The sequence below is a fragment of the Citrobacter freundii complex sp. 2025EL-00176 genome (assembly GCF_053309355.1).
The window spans coordinates 340,296-359,134 of sequence record NZ_JBRYHT010000003.1 but is presented as its reverse complement, the minus strand read 5'-3'; the positions used below and the strand labels follow the sequence as shown (position 1 = coordinate 359,134).

Sequence of the window (18,839 nt, the reverse complement as noted above, 5' to 3'; positions counted from 1 at the left end):
CGTGAGGATTGCGAGCACTGCCCAGGTTTAAACTGGCAAGAAAAATAGCCTAAGAGGTTGGGCTTTTAACGGAGAAGAACAATGATCAAGCTCGGCATCGTGATGGATCCCATCGCAAGCATCAACATCAAGAAGGATTCCAGCTTCGCAATGCTGCTGGAAGCACAACGTCGTGGTTACGAAATTCACTATATGGAGATGGCCGATCTTTATCTGATCAACGGTGAAGCCCGCGCTCGTACGCGGACCCTGAGCGTAGAGCAGAACTACGACAAATGGTATGAGTTCAACAGCGAGCAAGATCTCCCGCTGGCCGATCTGGACGTGATTCTGATGCGTAAGGATCCGCCATTTGATACCGAGTTCATTTACGCGACCTATATTCTGGAACGCGCAGAAGAAAAAGGGACGTTAATCGTCAACAAACCGCAGAGCCTGCGCGATTGCAACGAAAAACTGTTCACCGCATGGTTTGCCGACCTGACACCAGAAACGCTGGTCACACGTAACAAAGCGCAACTGAAAGCCTTCTGGCAAAAACACAGCGACATCATTCTCAAGCCGCTGGACGGCATGGGCGGCGCATCTATTTTCCGCGTGAAGGAAGGTGACCCGAACCTCGGCGTCATAGCCGAAACCCTGACCGAACATGGTACTCGCTACTGCATGGCGCAGAACTATTTACCGGCGATTAAAGATGGCGACAAACGCGTGCTGGTCGTGGATGGCGAACCCGTTCCGTACTGCCTGGCGCGTATTCCACAGGGTGGTGAAACCCGTGGCAACCTGGCCGCCGGTGGTCGTGGCGAACCGCGTCCATTAACCGACAGCGACTGGGAAATTGCCCGCCGTATTGGGCCAACCCTGAAAGCGAAAGGGTTGATTTTTGTCGGACTGGATATCATTGGCGATCGCCTGACGGAAATTAACGTCACCAGCCCAACCTGTATTCGTGAGATTGAAGCAGAATTCCCGGTTTCGATTACCGGTATGCTGATGGATGCCATTGAGGCACGTTTGCAAAAATAAAAGAACTCGCCGGTAGAAGGGATCCTACCAATACTCATAGTGACAGCGCTCGTATTTGTACGCATACTGGGCGCTGTTGCTTTTTTGAACCAGGAAACAGAACCTCTGACAATGAATTTACAGCATCACTTTCTTATTGCCATGCCTGCTCTCCAGGATCCGATTTTCCGCCGTTCCGTGGTGTATATCTGTGAACACAATGAGAACGGTGCAATGGGGATTATCATCAATAAACCTCTGGAAAACTTACAAATTGAAGGGATTCTGGAAAAGCTGAAAATTACCCCTGAAGCACGCGATCCGGCTATTCGTCTGGATAAACCGGTGATGCTCGGCGGACCGCTGGCGGAAGACCGTGGGTTTATTCTGCATACCCCGCCGTCACGCTTTGCATCCAGTATCCGCATTTCAGATAACACCATCATCACCACCTCCCGCGATGTATTAGAAACCTTAGGTACGCAGGAGCAACCCTCTGAGGTGCTGGTTGCGTTAGGTTATTCATCATGGGAAAAAGGCCAGCTCGAACAAGAACTGCTGGATAACGCCTGGCTTACGGCCCCCGCCGATCTCAACATCTTGTTTAAAACGCCGATTGCCGACCGCTGGCGCGATGCGGCGAAACTTATCGGGATAGATATCCTTACCATGCCTGGCGTGGCGGGACATGCCTGATGAGCGGAACATTACTCTCTTTCGACTTTGGTACAAAAAGCATTGGCGTTGCGATTGGTCAACGCATTACCGGTACCGCGAGACCCTTGCCCGCGATCAAAGCCCAGGACGGTACGCCGGACTGGAATTTGATTGAACGCCTGCTGAAAGAGTGGCAGCCGGACGAAATCATTGTCGGCTTACCGCTCAATATGGATGGCACCGAACAACCCCTTACCGCACGCGCACGCAAGTTCGCTAACCGTATTCACGGTCGTTTTGGCGTTACCGTGACGTTGCATGATGAGCGTTTGAGCACCGTCGAAGCCCGTTCCGGTCTGTTTGAGCAAGGCGGGTACCGGGCACTGAATAAAGGTAAAGTGGACTCCGCTTCTGCCGTTATTATCCTCGAAAGCTATTTCGAGCAGGGCTACTAAAGCCTCCCCTGCGCCTGGCGTTGCTGCTGGCTCTGCGTAAACGTCTGCATGCCTGTCTGTTGCCCGGTTTGCATTATGCCGGGTAGCTGATGCGTTTTCCCTTCACGGATCAGGTTACCGACAGCGGGCGTGTTGACGAGCAGTTCGAATAGCGCCACGCGCCCTCCCTGCTTATCTTGTTCCAGCTTTTGCGCAAGCACTACCCGCAGGCTGTCTGCCAGCTGATTACGCACCGGATCTTTCTCCTGTGCGGGAAAGGTATCCACCAGCCGCGCAATGGCCTGCGCTGCCCCTCGCGTGTGTAATGTTGCCAGCACCAGATGCCCGGTTTCCGCAGCCGTTAACGCCAGCCGGATGGTTTCCACGTCGCGCAGTTCCCCCAGCAGAATGACGTCAGGATCTTCACGTAGCGCGCCGCGTAAACCGGCGGCAAAAGAAGCGCAGTGTACGCCCACCTCCCGTTGTTGAATAAGACAACGCTGGCTGGTGTAGCGATATTCAATGGGATCTTCCAGCGTCAAAATATGTCCCGCAACGTGCTGATTAAGATATGCCACCATCGCCGCCAGGGTCGTTGATTTACCGCTGCCGGTGGCGCCTGTCACCAAAATTAATCCATTTTCACTGTGCAGCAGCTCCGGTAAGACGGCGGGAGTCTGGAGATCATCTAAACATGGGCAATCAAGCGGCAACAGCCTTAGCGCCAGAGAAATTCCCTGCTGATGAACAAACGCGCTCGCACGCAGACGCCGTGAGTTCGCCAGCGTAACGGCAAAATCCATCTGCCCCTGTTCCCGCCACTGTACCTGTTGTTGCTCACTGAGCCAGCACATCAGCAATTTCTCCACGTCAGGCGTGGAAAACGGTGCATTTTCGACTTTTCCGCGTATGCGCCAGCGCGCAGGCCATGCATTGCACAGGTGTAGATCCGACACGTTATGCTTTACACTAAGGGCCACTATTTCTTCCATATTCATATGAACATCCTCGGAAAATGAACGATATCGCGCATAACCTGGCACATGTCCGGGACAAAATCTCAGCCGCCGCGACGCGTTGCGGGCGGTCTTCAGAAGAAGTTACGTTGCTTGCAGTCAGTAAAACCAAACCTGCGAGCGCCATCGAAGATGCCATTGCCGCAGGTCAGCGAGCCTTCGGTGAAAATTATGTTCAGGAAGGGGTGGATAAAATTCGCTACTTCCGGGAACAAGGCGTCAACGATCTGCAATGGCACTTTATCGGCCCACTACAGTCCAACAAAAGCCGTCTGGTCGCTGAACATTTTGACTGGTGCCATACCATTGATCGTCTGCGTATCGCTACCCGTCTGAGCGAGCAGCGCCCGGCACAACTGCCGCCGCTGAATGTGCTGATACAGATTAATATCAGCGATGAGAACAGTAAGTCGGGTATTCCGCTGGCAGAGCTTGATGCACTGGCCGCTGAAGTCGCCGCATTGCCACATATTACTCTGCGTGGTCTGATGGCGATCCCGGCGCCTGAGTCAGATTATGTAAGGCAGTTTGAAGTTGCACAGCAAATGGCTGTAGCATTTGCCGGGTTGAAAACTCGCTACCCAGGCATCGACACCCTCTCACTGGGGATGTCTGATGATATGGATGCCGCAATTGCGGCAGGTAGCACGATGGTGCGCATTGGCACTGCCATTTTTGGTGCTCGTGATTACACAAAAAATTAAGGAAAACTAAGGAACACCATGAATACGTTGACCTTCCTGCTCTCAACGGTAATTGAGCTGTATACCATGGCGCTGCTGCTGCGCGTGTGGATGCAATGGTCTCGCTGCGATTTTTACAACCCGTTCTCGCAGTTTATTGTGAAAATCACGCAACCTATTATTGGGCCGTTACGCCGCGTGATTCCCCCGATGGGGCCGATTGACAGCGCATCGGCATTAGTTGCGCTCGTTCTCAGCTTTATCAAGGCAATCGTGCTGTTTAAGGTGGTCACGTTCCAGCCGATTATCTGGATCGCCGCCGTACTGATTGTCCTCAAGACCATCGGATTGCTGATTTTCTGGGTACTGCTGGTGATGGCGATTATGAGCTGGGTCAGTCAGGGCCGCAGCCCTGTGGAATATGTACTGATCCAACTGGCGGACCCGCTGCTGCGCCCTATCCGTCGTATCCTCCCGGGTATGGGCGGCATCGATTTCTCACCAATGATTCTGGTTCTGCTGCTCTACGTGATTAATATGGGCATTGCGGAAGTGTTACAGGCGACAGGCAACATGCTGCTGCCGGGGCTGTGGATGGCGCTATGAGTGCCGTTACACCCTGCGACGATGGTCTGGTTTTACGGCTCTACATTCAGCCTAAAGCCAGCCGTGACAGTATTGTGGGTTTACATGGCGACGAAGTAAAAGTCGCCATTACCGCCCCGCCGGTGGATGGGCAAGCGAATAGCCATCTGGTGAAGTTTCTCGGCAAACAGTTCCGTGTGGCAAAGAGCCAGGTCATCATTGAGAAGGGCGAGCTTGGCCGTCACAAACAGGTTAAAATCATTCATCCGCAACAGATCCCGCCCGAAATTGCGGCGCTAACTGATTAGGTATCCCATGCAAAAAGTTGTCCTCGCGACCGGCAATGCCGGTAAAGTGCGTGAACTCGCCTCTCTTCTGAGTGATTTCGGACTTGATGTCGTTGCCCAAACGGATCTGGGTGTTGATTCTGCAGAAGAGACCGGGCTGACGTTTATTGAGAATGCCATTCTGAAGGCGCGTCATGCCGCGCAAATTACCGGACTGCCGGCCATTGCTGATGACTCTGGTCTGGCGGTGAACGCTCTGGGCGGCGCGCCGGGCATCTATTCGGCCCGCTATTCCGGCGAAGATGCGACCGATCAGCAGAACCTGGAAAAACTGCTTCACACCCTGCAGGATGTCCCTGATGACAAGCGCCAGGCACAGTTCCACTGCGTGCTGGTCTACATGCGCCACGCAGACGATCCAACGCCTGTTGTTTGTCACGGAAGCTGGCCGGGCATTATTACCCGGGAACCTGCCGGAAACGGTGGTTTTGGCTACGACCCGATCTTCTTTGTACCGTCTGAAGGTAAAACGGCGGCTGAACTGACCCGTGAAGAGAAAAGTGCGATTTCTCACCGCGGACAGGCGCTGAAGCTGCTGCTGGATGCCCTGCGTAATGGTTAAGCTTCCGCCGCTAAGTCTTTATATTCACATCCCGTGGTGCGTGCAAAAATGTCCGTACTGCGACTTTAACTCGCATGCGCTGAAGGGCGACGTCCCTCATGACGACTATGTGCAGCATCTGCTGAGCGATCTGGATACTGAGGTAGCCCACGCCCAGGGACGTGAAGTAAAGACCATTTTTATCGGTGGTGGTACGCCGAGCCTGCTTTCCGGCCCGGCAATGCAAACGCTGCTTGACGGCGTGCGCGCACGTCTGAACCTGGCCGCGGATGCAGAAATCACGATGGAGGCGAATCCTGGTACGGTGGAAGCCGATCGCTTTGTTGATTATCAACGCGCTGGCGTAAACCGAATCTCCATTGGCGTACAGAGCTTTAGCGCCGCCAAACTTGAGCGACTGGGACGTATACACGGACCGGAAGAAGCCAAACGTGCCGCGAATCTGGCGAGCGGTCTGGGGCTACGTAGCTTTAACCTTGATTTGATGCACGGCCTGCCGGATCAGACGCTGGAAGAGGCGTTGGGCGATTTGCAGCAGGCCATTGCGCTCAACCCGCCGCATCTCTCGTGGTATCAGCTGACTATCGAACCCAACACGCTGTTTGGTTCACGTCCGCCGGTATTACCGGACGATGACGCGCTGTGGGATATTTTTGAGCAAGGCCACCAGTTGCTGACTGCCGCGGGGTATCAGCAGTACGAAACCTCAGCCTATGCGAAGCCGGGCTATCAGTGTCAGCACAATCTCAATTACTGGCGTTTTGGCGACTATCTTGGCATTGGCTGCGGCGCACACGGCAAAGTGACGTTCCCGGACGGACGCATCCTGCGCACCACCAAAACGCGGCATCCACGCGGATACATGCAAGGACGTTATCTGGAAAGCCAGCGTGATGTTGCCGAGGCCGATAAGCCGTTCGAGTTCTTTATGAACCGTTTCCGGTTACTGGAGGCCGCGCCACGTGCCGAATTCACGCAATATACCGGGCTTGCCGAAGACGTTATTCGTCGACAGATTGATGCAGCTATCGCCCAGGGTTACCTGAGTGAATGCGATGAATACTGGCAGATTACCCAACACGGTAAGCTGTTTTTGAATTCGCTGCTGGAGCTGTTCCTGGCGGAGTAATACGGTAACGATGTAGGCCGGATAAGGCCTTGAGCCGCCATCCGGCAAATTGCCTGATGGCGCTGCGCTTATCAGGCCTACAGGGTTAGGGCGATAAGCGCAGCCACCTTCATCGATTAATACTGATTAAACATTTCCTGGATCTGCTTAGGATCCTTGGTTTGCGTCAGCGCAAGCTGCAGCAGCACACGCGCTTTTTGCGGGTTTAGAGAACCTGAAGCCACAAAGCCGTATTTCGCATCATCAACTTCTGCATCCTGCGTGGTAGCGCCGGTTGGTACACGGGATGAACGCACGACAACGGTACCTTTATGCGCGGCAGTTGCCAGCGTATCGAAAATGGTTTTGTACAGGTTGCCGTTACCTACACCCGCACTCACGATCCCGGCATAACCTGCATCGACCAGCGCTTTAGCCGGCAGATCTGATGCGTTAGCGTAGTTGTAGACAATCCCAACTTTCGGCAGTTCGTTCAGCTTAGACACATCGAACGGAGTGGATGTGGTGTGCTTACGCGCAGGCGTACGCTGGTAGTCAATCTTACCGTTATGGATGTAGCCCAGCGGGCCATAGTTAACGGATTTGAAGGTGGCGACATCGGTAGTGTTGGTTTTGGTCACGTCGCGACCATCCATAACGGTGTCGTTCATCACCACCAGCACGCCACGGTTGGCAGAGGCTTTGTCTGCAGCCGTCACCACTGCGTTATACAGGTTGAACGGGCCATCGGCGCTCATCCCTGTAGACGGACGCATTGCGCCAACCAGCACTACCGGCTTGTTGCACTTGACGGTCAGGTCGAGGAAATAGGCGGTTTCTTCCATGGTATCCGTACCATGTGTCACGACGAAACCATCGGTTTTATCACACTCGGTGTTAATCTTTTTCGCCAGCGTTAACCAGACGTCGTCATTCATATCCTGAGAGCCGATGTTCACCACCTGCTCACCTTTCACAACCGCGATGTCTTTCAACTGAGGTACGGCTTCAACCAGATTCTCTACGCCTACCTTGCCTGCCGTGTAATTAGATTTTGTCGCGGAATCACCACCGCCGGCAATAGTCCCGCCGGTTGCTAAAATAGTGATGTTTGGCAGTGCAAGCGCCGCGCCGCTGAAACCCATAACCAGTGCGGCAAGTGCCGTTTTCTTGAAAAACTCCATGTTATTTCTCCAGTTACTTGAATTTGCAGCATTATGTCTATCTTACAGATGAATAATGTGACGGCATCCAATTAACCAGATTTATATCTCTATCAAATTGCCATTCTTAGAGATGGATATCAAAAAAACAGAAAGATACAAAATAAAACGGCACAGAATGTTTCTGTGCCGTTAAAAAGAGGTGAAAATTATTTCAGCGTGCTAACCAGCGTTTTACGATCGTCTTCCAACGTCACGACGCGGGCGCAAACATCTTTGCCAAACTGCTGGAAGTCTTGTTCCTGATTCTTCCATTCGTTCTGAATTGACGTTTGCAAACCACCCAGGCTCCCGAGTACGCCCTGCAGCGGGTTACCGCCGCCTTTGAGCACAGCTTTAGCGCCCATCTCGTTGATGCTGTCCTGCAAAATGCCGCCCATCGCCTGATTCACTAATTGCTGCCCGTCGGCGCGAACCTGGTCAATCGCCTTATAGTGGAAGGTCAGCCCGTCAGTACGATGCTCAATTATGCGGTTCATCTGCGCTTTCAGTTGCGCATCAAGCTTGGTTAAGCGGCCACGCATGTTGCTGCTTTCACCAACCTCTTTGGCGATGATTTTGTCCAACGCCACGCGACCTTTCTCAACGCGAGCTCTGGCACCTTCGTCAATCCACGGCAGACTGCTACGCAACGCCGCCTGATAATCTTTAGCCTGCTCACGCTGTGCGGCGCTGAGGTTGTACTGCTTGCCATTAAAGGTGACATCACCGGCCTGGGTAATCACCAGATCGCCGTTTTCGCCTTTCACCTGCACCGTTTGTGGACTCAAAATCACATCGTCACGTGGGGTGACGCTGCACTTGTAATCGGCATGTGCGGCCATCGCCGTGAACGTGAGGACTGCCGCCAGCAGCGTTTTGCGCATCATATCTTTCCCTCAATACAAATCGGGCCGGCATTTGCCGACCCTGTGCTACTTAGTCCCACCAAATATCGAAAAGTTCGCTGGTACGCACTTCTTCAAGTTTGTGCTCTTCCAGCCACTTACGCACGATAGCCTGATGTTCTTCGGTGCATTTGCCAATTTCCTGCAGACAGATCAGACCTTCCCAGGCCAGATAGCCACTGCCGTCAAAGGCCAGTTTGTTCGGTTCGATAACCTCATTGATAAAGTCATCAACGATTTTGTCGACCTGCTCTCCAGATGTACCTTCCGGGAAACGCCATGCAACCGAAAATCCTATTTCCTGGAATTCGTCGATGTGCATTTTTTTACGCAGACGACGGCTACGGTTCTTTGCCATTATTTCACCCTCTCGAACATTAAGTCCCATACGCCGTGGCCAAGACGATGGCCACGTTGTTCAAATTTGGTTACCGGGCGCGATTGTGGGCGCGGTACATAATCGTTACTCTCTGACTGGTTTTTATACCCGTCGATAGAGGACATCACTTCCAGCATATGCTCCGCATAAGCTTCCCAGTCAGTCGCCATATGAAACACACCGCCCAGCTTCAGCTTGCTTAAGATATGTTCAGCAAACGGTACCTGAACGATACGGCGTTTATTATGACGTGCTTTATGCCACGGGTCAGGGAAAAACAGCTGAACCATAGATAAAGAATTGTCAGGAATCATTTTATGCAGAACTTCAACGGCATCATGACACATGACGCGCAGGTTCTCGACGCCCTCTTCATGGGCGGAAGCCAGACACGCGCCAACGCCCGGCGAGTGTACCTCAATGCCGAGGAAATTTTGTTCCGGGCATGCTTTCGCCATCGCCACCAGCGAAGCCCCCATACCAAAACCAATTTCAAGCGTGACTGGCGCATCGCGACCAAACAGCGCAGCGAAATCCACAGGCTCTTCGCTGAATTCAACGCCCATCACCGGCCAGTAGTTTTCCAGCGCGTGTTCCTGCCCTTTCGTCAGTCGCCCCTGGCGACGAACAAAACTACGAATCCGGCGCAGCGGGCGGCCGTTTTCATCAAATTCCGGTGAAATGACGTCGTTCTTCATAAAAGTTTAGTCTGCTGTGTTTGAGTTCTGAAAACGGGCATTATCCAAAGTTAGTTGCCGGATGCAAGTAAAGGAAGAAAGTAGCAGCGGAAAGTTCCGGTTTACACCCCGTTGCCTCTGTGCTGCAATCTTGCCCCCGGCAATAATGAAACGGTAATCATGCAAGCCTCTCAATTTTCAGCTCAGGTTTTGAGCTGGTACGACAAATACGGACGCAAGACGCTGCCCTGGCAAATTGACAAGACGCCTTACAAAGTATGGCTCTCTGAGGTGATGCTGCAACAAACACAGGTTGCGACCGTTATCCCCTATTTTGAGCGCTTTATGGCGCGCTTCCCGACGGTAACGGATTTGGCCCATGCGCCGCTGGATGAAGTCCTGCATTTATGGACCGGGCTGGGCTATTACGCCCGTGCGCGTAATTTACATAAAGCCGCGCAGCAGGTTGTGTCGCTGCATGGTGGCACATTTCCACAAACTTTCGATGAAGTCGCCGCCCTGCCCGGCGTTGGGCGTTCCACCGCCGGCGCGATCCTTTCACTCTCTCTGGGTCAGCATTTTCCGATTCTCGACGGTAACGTCAAACGCGTGCTGGCTCGCTGTTATGCTGTAAGCGGCTGGCCGGGGAAAAAAGAGGTCGAAAAGAAACTGTGGGAACTGAGCGAGCAGGTTACGCCTGCCCACGGCGTTGAGCGTTTTAATCAGGCGATGATGGATTTAGGCGCTATGGTTTGTACACGTTCAAAGCCTAAATGTTCGCTGTGTCCGTTAGAAAATGGCTGTGTAGCGGCCGCCAATGCAAGCTGGGCGCTGTATCCTGGTAAAAAACCCAAACAGACGTTACCGGAACGTACGGGCTATTTTTTACTGCTGCAGCATGATGACGAGGTGTTGCTATCGCAGCGTCCGCCCAGCGGCTTATGGGGTGGTTTATACTGTTTCCCTCAGTTTGACGATGAAGATGGGCTGCGTAAGTGGCTGGCGCAACGGCAAATTAACACAGATAATCTGATCCAACTTAATGCGTTTCGCCATACCTTTAGCCATTTCCACTTAGATATTGTGCCTATGTGGCTTCCCGTGTCTTCATTCACCGCATGCATGGATGAAGGCAACGCGCTCTGGTATAACTTAGCGCAACCGCCATCTGTTGGACTGGCGGCTCCCGTGGAGCGTTTGTTACAGCAATTACGTGCCGGTACACAGATTTAACGTAGCGGTCGATAGAGAGGATTTTTTATGAGCAGAACGATTTTTTGCACTTTCCTGCAACGCGAAGCAGAAGGTCAGGATTTTCAGCTGTACCCAGGCGATCTGGGAAAACGCATTTATAACGAGATTTCTAAAGAAGCCTGGGCGCAATGGCAGCATAAGCAAACCATGCTGATTAACGAGAAGAAACTCAATATGATGAACGTCGAGCACCGTAAACTGCTGGAGCAGGAGATGATCAACTTCCTGTTTGAGGGTAAGGACGTGCATATTGAAGGCTATACACCAGAGTCATAAGAACCGTTGCCGGATGGCGCTGCGCTTATCCGGCCGACGATTTAATCTGGTCCTTGCAAATAACAAACACAACACGCACTCCCGGAATGATGAAAAAATTTCTCGCGCTTGCCGTTATTGCGCCGTTGCTCATCTCCTGTTCCAGCTCGACCAAAAAAGGCGATTCCTATAACGAAGCCTGGGTCAAGGATACCAACGGTTTTGATATTCTGATGGGGCAATTTGCCCATAACATTGAGAATCTGTGGGGATTTAAGGAAGTGCTGATTGCGGGTCCGAAGGACTACGTCAAGTATACCGATCAGTACCAAACCCGCAGCCACATCAACTTCGATGACGGTACGATAACCGTCGAGACCATTGCCGGAACAGATCCTGCCGGGCATCTGCGTCGGGCAATTATCAAAACGTTGCTGATGGGCGATGATCCGGGTTCTATCGATCTCTATTCCGATGTCGACGACATTAAGATTTCCAAAGAGCCGTTCCTGTACGGACAGGTGGTCGATAATACTGGCCAGCCAATTCGTTGGGAGGGACGTGCAACCAACTTTGCCAACTACCTGCTACAAACGCGACTTAAAAGCCGCAGCAATGGCCTGCGTATCATCTATAGCGTGACGATTAATTTGGTGCCGAACCACCTCGATAAACGTGCACATAAATATATCGGTATGGTGCGTCAGGCATCGCGTAAGTATGGCGTTGACGAGTCGCTAATTCTGGCCATCATGCAAACCGAATCCTCGTTTAACCCGTATGCGGTCAGCCATGCCGATGCCCTGGGGCTGATGCAGGTGGTACAACACAGCGCCGGGAAAGATGTGTTCCGTTCGCAAGGGCGCTCAGGCACACCAAGCCGCAGCTTCCTGTTTGACCCAGCCAGCAACATTGATACCGGCACGGCTTATCTGGCCATGCTTAACAATGTCTATTTGGGCGGCATTGATAATCCAACCTCGCGTCGCTATGCGGTGATCACCGCGTATAATGGCGGTGCTGGCAGTGTGCTGCGCGTGTTCTCGAATGATAAAATTCAGGCCGCGAATATCATTAACAGCATGTCGCCAGGAGATGTTTATCAAACGCTGACTACCCGACACCCCTCTGCTGAATCACGCCGATACCTTTACAAGGTCAATTCCGCACAAAAATCATATCGACGCCGCTAATGTATCCCTCTTCAGCCCGCTAAAACGGGGGGCTGAAGAGTCAAAAATGTTAACTCCATCACTCTTTTGCTTTGCAATTAGAAATTGTTTGCAAATATTTGTCACAGGTAACAAAAAAAGAGTGCTGCTCGTTGATAGAATCACATCATATAGCCACGGCAAATGTGCCTTTTAAAACATTCATCCGCATTACGGTGTGAGGAAATTAACATGAATCTTAAGCTGCAGCTGAAAGTTCTCTCGTTTCTGCAGTTCTGCTTATGGGGTAGTTGGCTCACTACTCTCGGCTCCTATATGTTTGTCACCCTTAAATTCGATGGTGCATCCATTGGCGCGGTGTATAGCTCGCTGGGGATCGCCGCCGTGTTTATGCCTACGCTGTTAGGGATCGTGGCCGACAAATGGATCAGTGCGAAATGGGTATACACCATTTGTCACCTGGTCGGTGCCGCAACGCTGTTCGCCGCAGCCGAAGTCACCACGCCAGGCGCCATGTTCTTTGTGATTTTGCTTAACTCTCTGGCCTATATGCCAACGCTGGGGTTAATCAACACTATCTCCTACTATCGCCTGCAATCAGCCGGAATGGATATCGTAACTGACTTCCCGCCAATCCGTATCTGGGGGACCATCGGCTTTATCCTGGCGATGTGGGGCGTAAGCTTCTCCGGCTTTGAACTGAGCCATATGCAGTTGTATATCGGTGCGACGTTGTCCGTGGTTCTGGCGCTGTTCACCCTGACGCTGCCGCATATTCCGGTTGCCAATCAGCAGAAAAACCAGAGCTGGTCGTCTATGCTGGGTCTGGATGCCTTTGCGCTGTTTAAAAACAAGCGCATGGCGATTTTCTTCATCTTCTCTATGATGCTGGGCGCGGAGCTGCAAATTACCAATATGTTTGGTAATACCTTCCTGCACAGCTTCGATAACAACCCGCTGTTCTCTGGTAGCTTTATCGTTGAACACGCATCGGTGATGATGTCGATTTCACAGATTTCTGAGACCTTGTTTATCCTGACCATCCCGTTCTTCTTAAGCCGATACGGTATTAAGAACGTGATGCTGATCAGTATCGTCGCGTGGATGCTGCGCTTCGGTCTGTTTGCCTACGGCGATCCGACGCCGTTCGGTACCGTACTGCTGGTTCTGTCGATGATTGTTTACGGCTGCGCCTTCGACTTCTTCAACATCTCTGGCTCCGTGTTCGTGGAGAAAGAAGTTCGCCCTGAAATTCGTGCTAGCGCACAGGGTATGTTCCTGATGATGACCAACGGCTTCGGTTGTATTCTGGGTGGTCTGGTGAGCGGCAAAGTGGTTGAACACTATACGCTGAACGGTATTACTGACTGGCAGACCGTGTGGCTGATCTTCGCAGGTTACTCGCTGGTTCTGGCATTTGCCTTCGTTGCGCTGTTTAAATACAAACACGTTCGCACTCCGGCAGGCGCCCAGACTATCGCGCACTAATCTTTATTGATGAAAGAAGGTCACCAGATGGTGACCTTCTTTTTGTCCAGATGGCGCTTACTTCACAACGTATCCATACAGACGCTTAATGCCGTCTGCATCCGTCTCACTGTAAACACCTTGCAGCTCCGGCGAGAAGCCAGGCAGCAGGTTTACCCCCTCCTCCAGCGCCAGGAAGTATTGCTGCACAGCCCCGCCCCAGACTTCGCCAGGCACCACGCACAGCACGCCCGGAGGATAAGGCAACGCACCTTCCGCCGCGATGCGGCCAGCGGCATCACAGATCCGCACCAGTTCAACATCACCACGGATAAAAGCGCTGTTCGCATCCTGCGGATTCATCGCCACGGCAGGCAGACTCTCCTGGCGGAACATCGCTTTTTGCAGATCTTTCACATCAAAGCTGACGTACAGTGAGTGCATCTCCTGACACAGTTCACGCAGCGTGTAATCCCGGTAGCGCACCGGATACTTGTTGAAGATAGTTGGCAGCACTTCAGCCAGCGGCGTGTCGTTCTCAATATGCTGTTCAAACTGCGCCAGCATCGCCACCAGTTGCGCCATTTTCTCTGCACTTTCAGCCGGGGTCAGCAGGAACAGAATCGAGTTGAGATCGCATTTCTCCGGCACAATGCCGTTTTCACGTAGGTAATGGGCCAGAATCGTCGCCGGAATACCAAACTCAGTATATTGCCCGGTTTGCGCATCAATGCCCGGGGTGGTTAACAACAGTTTGCAGGGATCGACAAAATACTGGTCGCGCGCGTAACCGGAAAAACCATGCCACTTCGCGCCAGGCTCAAAGCTAAAAAAGCGACGCTCGCTGGCAATCACCGCAGTCGGATAGGTTTCCCACGGTTTGCCATCAACCAACGGGGGAATAAACGGCTGAATCATCTTACAGCGGGTAAGTATCGCTTTACGGGCCTCGATTCCCACCGCCACGCACTCCGCCCATAGCCGACGACCGCTCTCGCCTTCATGGATTTTGGCGTTCACATCCAGCGCCGCAAACAGCGGGTAAAACGGACTGGTGGAAGCATGCAGCATAAACGCGTTGTTCAGCCGCTTATGCGGGCAGAACCGCGCCTGGCCGCGAATGTGGTTATCCTTTTTGTGGATCTGCGAGGTTTGCGAGAACCCAGCCTGTTGTTTGTGTACTGACTGCGTCACAAAGATCCCCGGATCGTTAGCATTAAGCTCCAACAGCAGCGGTGAGCCATCGGCCATCATCGGGATAAATTGCTCGTAGCCGACCCATGCGGAATCAAACAGGATGTAATCACACAGGCTACCGATCTTGTCGATCACCTGCCGGGCGTTGTAGATCGTGCCATCATAAGTGCCGAGCTGAATGATCGCCAGACGGAACGGACGCGGCTGGTCAGCCTTTTGTGGCGCAACTTCACGGATCTGCTGACGCAGGTACTGCTCATCAAAGCAGTGCTCATCAATGCCGCCAATAAAGCCAAACGGATTACGCGCTGCTTCCAGATAAACAGGCGTGGCGCCCGCCTGGATTAGCGCGCCATGGTGGTTCGACTTATGGTTGTTACGGTCAAAAAGCACCAGATCCCCACGCGTCAGTAGCGCATTGGTGACCACTTTATTGGCCGCAGAGGTCCCGTTCAGCACAAAGTAGGTTTTATCCGCGTGGAAAACTTTCGCGGCAAATTTCTGCGCATGTTTCGCTGATCCTTCATGAATCAGCAGATCGCCAAGCTTAACGTCAGCGTTGCACATGTCCGCGCGAAACAGATTCTCACCAAAGAATTCGTAGAAATGCCGTCCCGCAGGATGCTTCTTAAAAAACTCACCGTGTTGGTGTCCCGGGCAGGCAAACGTGCTGTTTCCCATTTCGACATACTGGGTCAGTGTGTCGTAGAACGGCGGCAGTAGGTCGTCTTCATACTGACAGGCAGCAGACTCCAGTTCCAGCCACTCCTGAGCCTGACCGCGAATGACCGCATTGACTCCCGCTGGCACCTCCACATCGGACTCCGCGAACAGAAACACGGGTAAATGAAAACCTGTGCGTTTAAGCAAAGCAAGGATCCCGCTGCGGCTGTCCGCAACGGTAATGACGACTGCCGCAACGTCAGTAAAATCGGTACTGTCCAGCGAGACCACCTGACGATGGCTGGACAGACGAGAGACCAGTTCACCACTGGCGGCAATTTTCATTGATTTCATAAGCGCAATAACCCGTTTCGGGAAAACCAAAAGTCCCGGCAAAGCCGCATTGCTTTGCCCACGAAATGACAGGTCAAACTGGTTACCAGCCCCGACCGCCAGACATCAGTAAAAGCAGATAGCCTCTGATCTTACTGTTATCCTGCAGTGAGCGTGCGCTGACCTCACCGCATGGTGGAAGCGTGAAGATATGTTGCAGGAAGGGGCAAGCGTCGCGCAAAAAGGCGATATGGAAGGCGATGTAGGGGGAGTAATTTCATCCCAGGCAGCCCCATTCAGACAGGAGAAAATTCGCGCAATCATGGCACCTTTCACTTACAGGCGCAAGATAAAATCCGGCGCTAAAATCTCACAGATAAACAAACATTTTGTCTGAAATTAGCGGCATAATAATGCAATCTGAAACATAATTTCACCCAGTCAATTGCCTTCAGTATCAAGACGATAATGGGTATGCAGGAGCAAACGTGGTAATCGGACCCTTTATTAATGGCGGCGCCATTTTATTTGGCGGCGTTCTCGGCGCACTACTCAGCCAGCATTTACCGGAGCGCATTCGGGTCTCGATGACCTCCATATTCGGGTTGTGCTCTTTGGGAATTGGTATCTTGCTGGTTATCAAATGCGCCAACCTGCCGGTAATGGTTCTGGCAACGCTGGTTGGCGCCTTAATTGGCGAATTCTGTTATCTGGAGAAAGGGATTAACGCCGCCGTCGCCAAAGCACAGCAGCTTTTCACCCGTTCGGACGCCAACGCAACGCATGAATCATTTATCCAAAGTTATGTGGCCATCATCGTGCTGTTTTGCGCCAGCGGTACCGGGATCTTCGGCGCGATACATGAAGGCATGACCGGCGATCCTAATATTTTAATCGCGAAATCGTTTCTTGATTTCTTCACGGCCATCATTTTTGCCTGTTCGCTGGGGATCGCGGTCTCTGCCATTTGTGTACCGATGCTGGCAATCCAGTTAACGCTTGCCACCTGCGCGGCGCTGATTTTGCCCCTGACCACGCCAGCGATGATGGCCGATTTCAGCGCCGTAGGTGGCTTACTGTTACTGGCTACCGGCCTGCGTATTTGCGGCATCAAAATGTTTGCCGTCGTAAATATGCTTCCTGCCCTGCTGTTGGCAATGCCGCTTTCCGCCGCGTGGACGGCATTTTTTGCCTGAGAATGCGTGCAATAGCAGCAATGTGGTGATAGATTGTGCAGTCTGCATTGATTTGAAGAAATTTCGTTGACGAAGCGAAGCGAATCGGGTTTAATGCGCCTCGTTGCCCGGATAGCTCAGTCGGTAGAGCAGGGGATTGAAAATCCCCGTGTCCTTGGTTCGATTCCGAGTCCGGGCACCACTATTTAAAGAACCCGCCCACAAGGCGGGTTTTTGCTTTTGGAGAAACGGACTCTCCATCGAACTGCGTTCGATTATTCGCCGCCAGCGGCTCACCCCTCCGGGGCCAGCGCGACAAGCGCGCTGTTCAACGCCTGCGGCGTTAGTCCGAGTCCGGCACCACTATTTAAAGAACCCGCCCAAAAGGCGGGTTTTTACTTTTGGAGAATAGAAACTAATCCCTCCTCACCTCGCTTTGTTTCAATAGCATATAACGATTAAGAAGCTGATTAATCCGCATATCGAGCTGCTGATACAAAACGGGTGATACACTCCCCTGCTTTTTTAATTCTTCATCTATTTGACGCAATAACTCTTCTGTCGGCGGCGTTTGGTCAAGCTGGCGGCGGATAGTGAAAATGGCTGATTTCAGCTCCGACCCCGTCAGATATTTACCCTTACGTTCATCAAGCGTATTTAGCTGCGCGGTTAACGCTTCCAGACCCTGCTGGGCATCATGCCAGTTTTGCAGAGCGCTTTCCGGCAACGCTTCCGTGGTTAACGCTTTCTGTAATCTACTAACGAATATCGCAGTCTGCGATTCCTCCGGCCATAGGGTGACTAACTGCTGCGCTAATGATGCAGCATATTCCCTCGACCATAGAGGTGGCAGGTCATGTAAAACGTCCAATTGCCCTTGCGTTGCGGTAATTATTTCCTGCTTCTGCTCCTTCAAATCTGAAGATTGCCTCAACGTGGACAATTGCTCTGGCGTCAGCATCTGCGGCAATGGCTTCACCAGTTCATATCCGTCGGCGCGCATATGAGTGATACCAAGAAAAGCACCTGTACTAACGACCGCAGTCACCATGACACCGACAGCAAACCCTAACCACATCCGTCGGGTTCCCTGTTCGTTTTGAGTAGCAAAAACCGTTGCGCGCGAATGCTCAGATGACACGGGTTCATTAACCACAAAGACCAACTGTGGCAAAGACGCCTCAACGTTAATGGTCGCCCCCGAAGCCGGTATCATCACAGCGGCCGCTCCCAAATCCGCTTCGGCCTTCTCCAGACGCAAAGCAGCATTGTGCATCCAGGTCACAACAGCCTCCAGTTTACTCAGCGTTTTCAACTCAAGCCGTTGCAGCACTTCGCAGGTATGTTTTAAACTCTGTTCAACCCGATACACCATTGATAAATCAGCATATGACAGCGTCAGCGTACGCAATTCTTGCTGTAAACGGGCAGACAGCCATGCCAGAATCTCAACGCGGGCATGCGTCTGCTGCGGCCATATAGCACTCCAGTGGTGCGTCAATAAGGCTTCCATGAGTTCCGCGCCTTCGGCAAGCCCCATCAGGCCCACATTACGTATTCTGCCGACGGTATACCAGGCCAGGGTTTGCAGTTCGATGCCGTTATGACGAAACAATGTCAGGCTTAACTGTTCAACCTTGTGCCAGTCAACATCCGGGCGCGCGGGGTGAGTCAGTTTGCTGATTTCATCGCGTAGCTGCCCGAACTCCGTAAAAGCGCGCGGGTCGCCACCGGTGATGATGCGATTCTTTTCCATG

The 18,839-nt window shown here is 52.4% G+C and carries 20 protein-coding genes and 1 tRNA gene; 14 read left to right on the top strand and 7 right to left on the bottom strand.

What is annotated here, in order from left to right; all coding sequences use genetic code 11:
• Window positions 1-81 precede the first annotated feature (81 nt).
• The 3 genes from gshB (at window position 82) to ruvX (ending at window position 2,120) form a co-directional block, all read left to right on the top strand.
• Complete coding sequence (gshB, locus tag ACVXHP_RS10670; protein WP_016154394.1) at window positions 82-1,029, top strand: glutathione synthase; 948 nt, start codon at window positions 82-84, stop codon at window positions 1,027-1,029.
• 111 nt (window positions 1,030-1,140) lie between these two features.
• The gene (locus ACVXHP_RS10665) at window positions 1,141-1,704 is read left to right on the top strand and encodes a YqgE/AlgH family protein (protein WP_032940453.1); all 564 of its coding nucleotides are present in this window, start codon (window positions 1,141-1,143) and stop codon (window positions 1,702-1,704) included.
• Window positions 1,704-2,120, top strand: coding sequence for a Holliday junction resolvase RuvX (ruvX, locus tag ACVXHP_RS10660; RefSeq protein ID WP_038633601.1), 417 nt, complete (start codon window positions 1,704-1,706; stop codon window positions 2,118-2,120). Before ACVXHP_RS10665 ends, ruvX begins: the two co-directional genes overlap by 1 nt.
• Here ruvX and ACVXHP_RS10655 read toward each other — a convergent pair.
• Window positions 2,117-3,097, bottom strand: coding sequence for a type IV pilus twitching motility protein PilT (locus ACVXHP_RS10655; protein WP_447571415.1), 981 nt, complete (start codon window positions 3,095-3,097; stop codon window positions 2,117-2,119). The genes ruvX and ACVXHP_RS10655 overlap by 4 nt on opposite strands.
• 17 nt (window positions 3,098-3,114) lie before the next feature.
• On the opposite strand from ACVXHP_RS10655, the gene ACVXHP_RS10650 reads away from it, so the two are divergent.
• From ACVXHP_RS10650 to hemW, 5 genes are read left to right on the top strand one after another with little or no spacing between them, the layout of a single operon-like run.
• Window positions 3,115-3,819, top strand: coding sequence for a YggS family pyridoxal phosphate-dependent enzyme (locus tag ACVXHP_RS10650; RefSeq protein ID WP_200009007.1), 705 nt, complete (start codon window positions 3,115-3,117; stop codon window positions 3,817-3,819).
• Between the two features lie 18 nt (window positions 3,820-3,837).
• A complete protein-coding gene (locus tag ACVXHP_RS10645; protein ID WP_137347445.1) occupies window positions 3,838-4,404 on the top strand; it encodes a YggT family protein in 567 nt (188 codons plus the stop codon).
• Window positions 4,401-4,691, top strand: coding sequence for a DUF167 family protein YggU (gene yggU, locus ACVXHP_RS10640; protein ID WP_042310947.1), 291 nt, complete (start codon window positions 4,401-4,403; stop codon window positions 4,689-4,691). The genes ACVXHP_RS10645 and yggU overlap by 4 nt, the downstream gene beginning before the upstream one ends.
• A 7-nt stretch (window positions 4,692-4,698) precedes the next feature.
• A complete protein-coding gene (locus ACVXHP_RS10635; protein ID WP_447571414.1) occupies window positions 4,699-5,292 on the top strand; it encodes an XTP/dITP diphosphatase in 594 nt (197 codons plus the stop codon).
• The gene (gene hemW, locus ACVXHP_RS10630) at window positions 5,285-6,421 is read left to right on the top strand and encodes a radical SAM family heme chaperone HemW (protein ID WP_447571413.1); all 1,137 of its coding nucleotides are present in this window, start codon (window positions 5,285-5,287) and stop codon (window positions 6,419-6,421) included. Before ACVXHP_RS10635 ends, hemW begins: the two co-directional genes overlap by 8 nt.
• 116 nt (window positions 6,422-6,537) lie before the next feature.
• Here hemW and ansB read toward each other — a convergent pair whose 3' ends face one another.
• The 4 genes from ansB to trmB all read right to left on the bottom strand — a co-directional run bounded on the left by ansB (window position 6,538) and on the right by trmB (window position 9,587).
• Complete coding sequence (gene ansB / locus ACVXHP_RS10625) at window positions 6,538-7,584, bottom strand: L-asparaginase 2 (RefSeq protein ID WP_200009011.1); 1,047 nt, start codon at window positions 7,582-7,584, stop codon at window positions 6,538-6,540.
• Between the two features lie 188 nt (window positions 7,585-7,772).
• Window positions 7,773-8,492 (bottom strand): DUF2884 domain-containing protein, encoded by a 720-nt coding sequence (locus ACVXHP_RS10620; RefSeq protein ID WP_447571412.1) that lies wholly within the window; start codon window positions 8,490-8,492, stop codon window positions 7,773-7,775.
• 49 nt (window positions 8,493-8,541) lie between these two features.
• Window positions 8,542-8,868: a YggL family protein gene (locus tag ACVXHP_RS10615; protein ID WP_006686835.1), complete on the bottom strand. Its 327-nt coding sequence runs from the start codon at window positions 8,866-8,868 to the stop codon at window positions 8,542-8,544.
• On the bottom strand, window positions 8,868-9,587 hold the full coding sequence (gene trmB / locus ACVXHP_RS10610) for a tRNA (guanosine(46)-N7)-methyltransferase TrmB (protein ID WP_006686834.1): 720 nt from the start codon (window positions 9,585-9,587) through the stop codon (window positions 8,868-8,870). Before trmB ends, ACVXHP_RS10615 begins: the two co-directional genes overlap by 1 nt.
• A gap of 159 nt (window positions 9,588-9,746) precedes the next feature.
• Here trmB and mutY point away from each other — a divergent pair, with 159 nt between their 5' ends.
• The 4 genes from mutY (at window position 9,747) to ACVXHP_RS10590 (ending at window position 13,735) form a co-directional block, all read left to right on the top strand.
• Entirely contained in the window at window positions 9,747-10,799 is a 1,053-nt protein-coding gene (gene mutY, locus ACVXHP_RS10605) for an A/G-specific adenine glycosylase (protein ID WP_447571411.1), read from the top strand.
• A 27-nt stretch (window positions 10,800-10,826) separates the two neighbouring features.
• Window positions 10,827-11,096 carry an oxidative damage protection protein gene (locus ACVXHP_RS10600; RefSeq protein ID WP_003027126.1) on the top strand — a complete coding sequence of 90 codons (270 nt, stop codon included), beginning with the start codon at window positions 10,827-10,829 and terminating at the stop codon, window positions 11,094-11,096.
• An 86-nt stretch (window positions 11,097-11,182) separates the two neighbouring features.
• Window positions 11,183-12,268, top strand: coding sequence for a membrane-bound lytic murein transglycosylase MltC (gene mltC / locus ACVXHP_RS10595; RefSeq protein WP_094301040.1), 1,086 nt, complete (start codon window positions 11,183-11,185; stop codon window positions 12,266-12,268).
• A gap of 210 nt (window positions 12,269-12,478) precedes the next feature.
• Entirely contained in the window at window positions 12,479-13,735 is a 1,257-nt protein-coding gene (locus ACVXHP_RS10590) for a nucleoside permease (protein ID WP_262798191.1), read from the top strand.
• Window positions 13,736-13,792: 57 nt separating this feature from the next.
• Here ACVXHP_RS10590 and ACVXHP_RS10585 read toward each other — a convergent pair whose 3' ends face one another.
• Window positions 13,793-15,928, bottom strand: a complete 2,136-nt coding sequence (locus tag ACVXHP_RS10585) for an ornithine decarboxylase (protein WP_316130498.1) — start codon at window positions 15,926-15,928, stop codon at window positions 13,793-13,795.
• A 467-nt stretch (window positions 15,929-16,395) separates the two neighbouring features.
• Here ACVXHP_RS10585 and ACVXHP_RS10580 point away from each other — a divergent pair, with 467 nt between their 5' ends.
• Both ACVXHP_RS10580 and ACVXHP_RS10575 read left to right on the top strand, forming a co-directional pair.
• Window positions 16,396-17,103, top strand: a complete 708-nt coding sequence (locus ACVXHP_RS10580) for a DUF554 domain-containing protein (protein WP_447571410.1) — start codon at window positions 16,396-16,398, stop codon at window positions 17,101-17,103.
• Window positions 17,104-17,208: 105 nt separating this feature from the next.
• Window positions 17,209-17,284: transfer RNA gene (locus ACVXHP_RS10575), tRNA-Phe, on the top strand.
• 213 nt (window positions 17,285-17,497) lie between these two features.
• On the opposite strand, the gene ACVXHP_RS10570 is transcribed toward ACVXHP_RS10575, so the two are convergent.
• Complete coding sequence (locus tag ACVXHP_RS10570; protein WP_447571409.1) at window positions 17,498-18,838, bottom strand: VasL domain-containing protein; 1,341 nt, start codon at window positions 18,836-18,838, stop codon at window positions 17,498-17,500.
• Window position 18,839 lies beyond the last annotated feature (1 nt).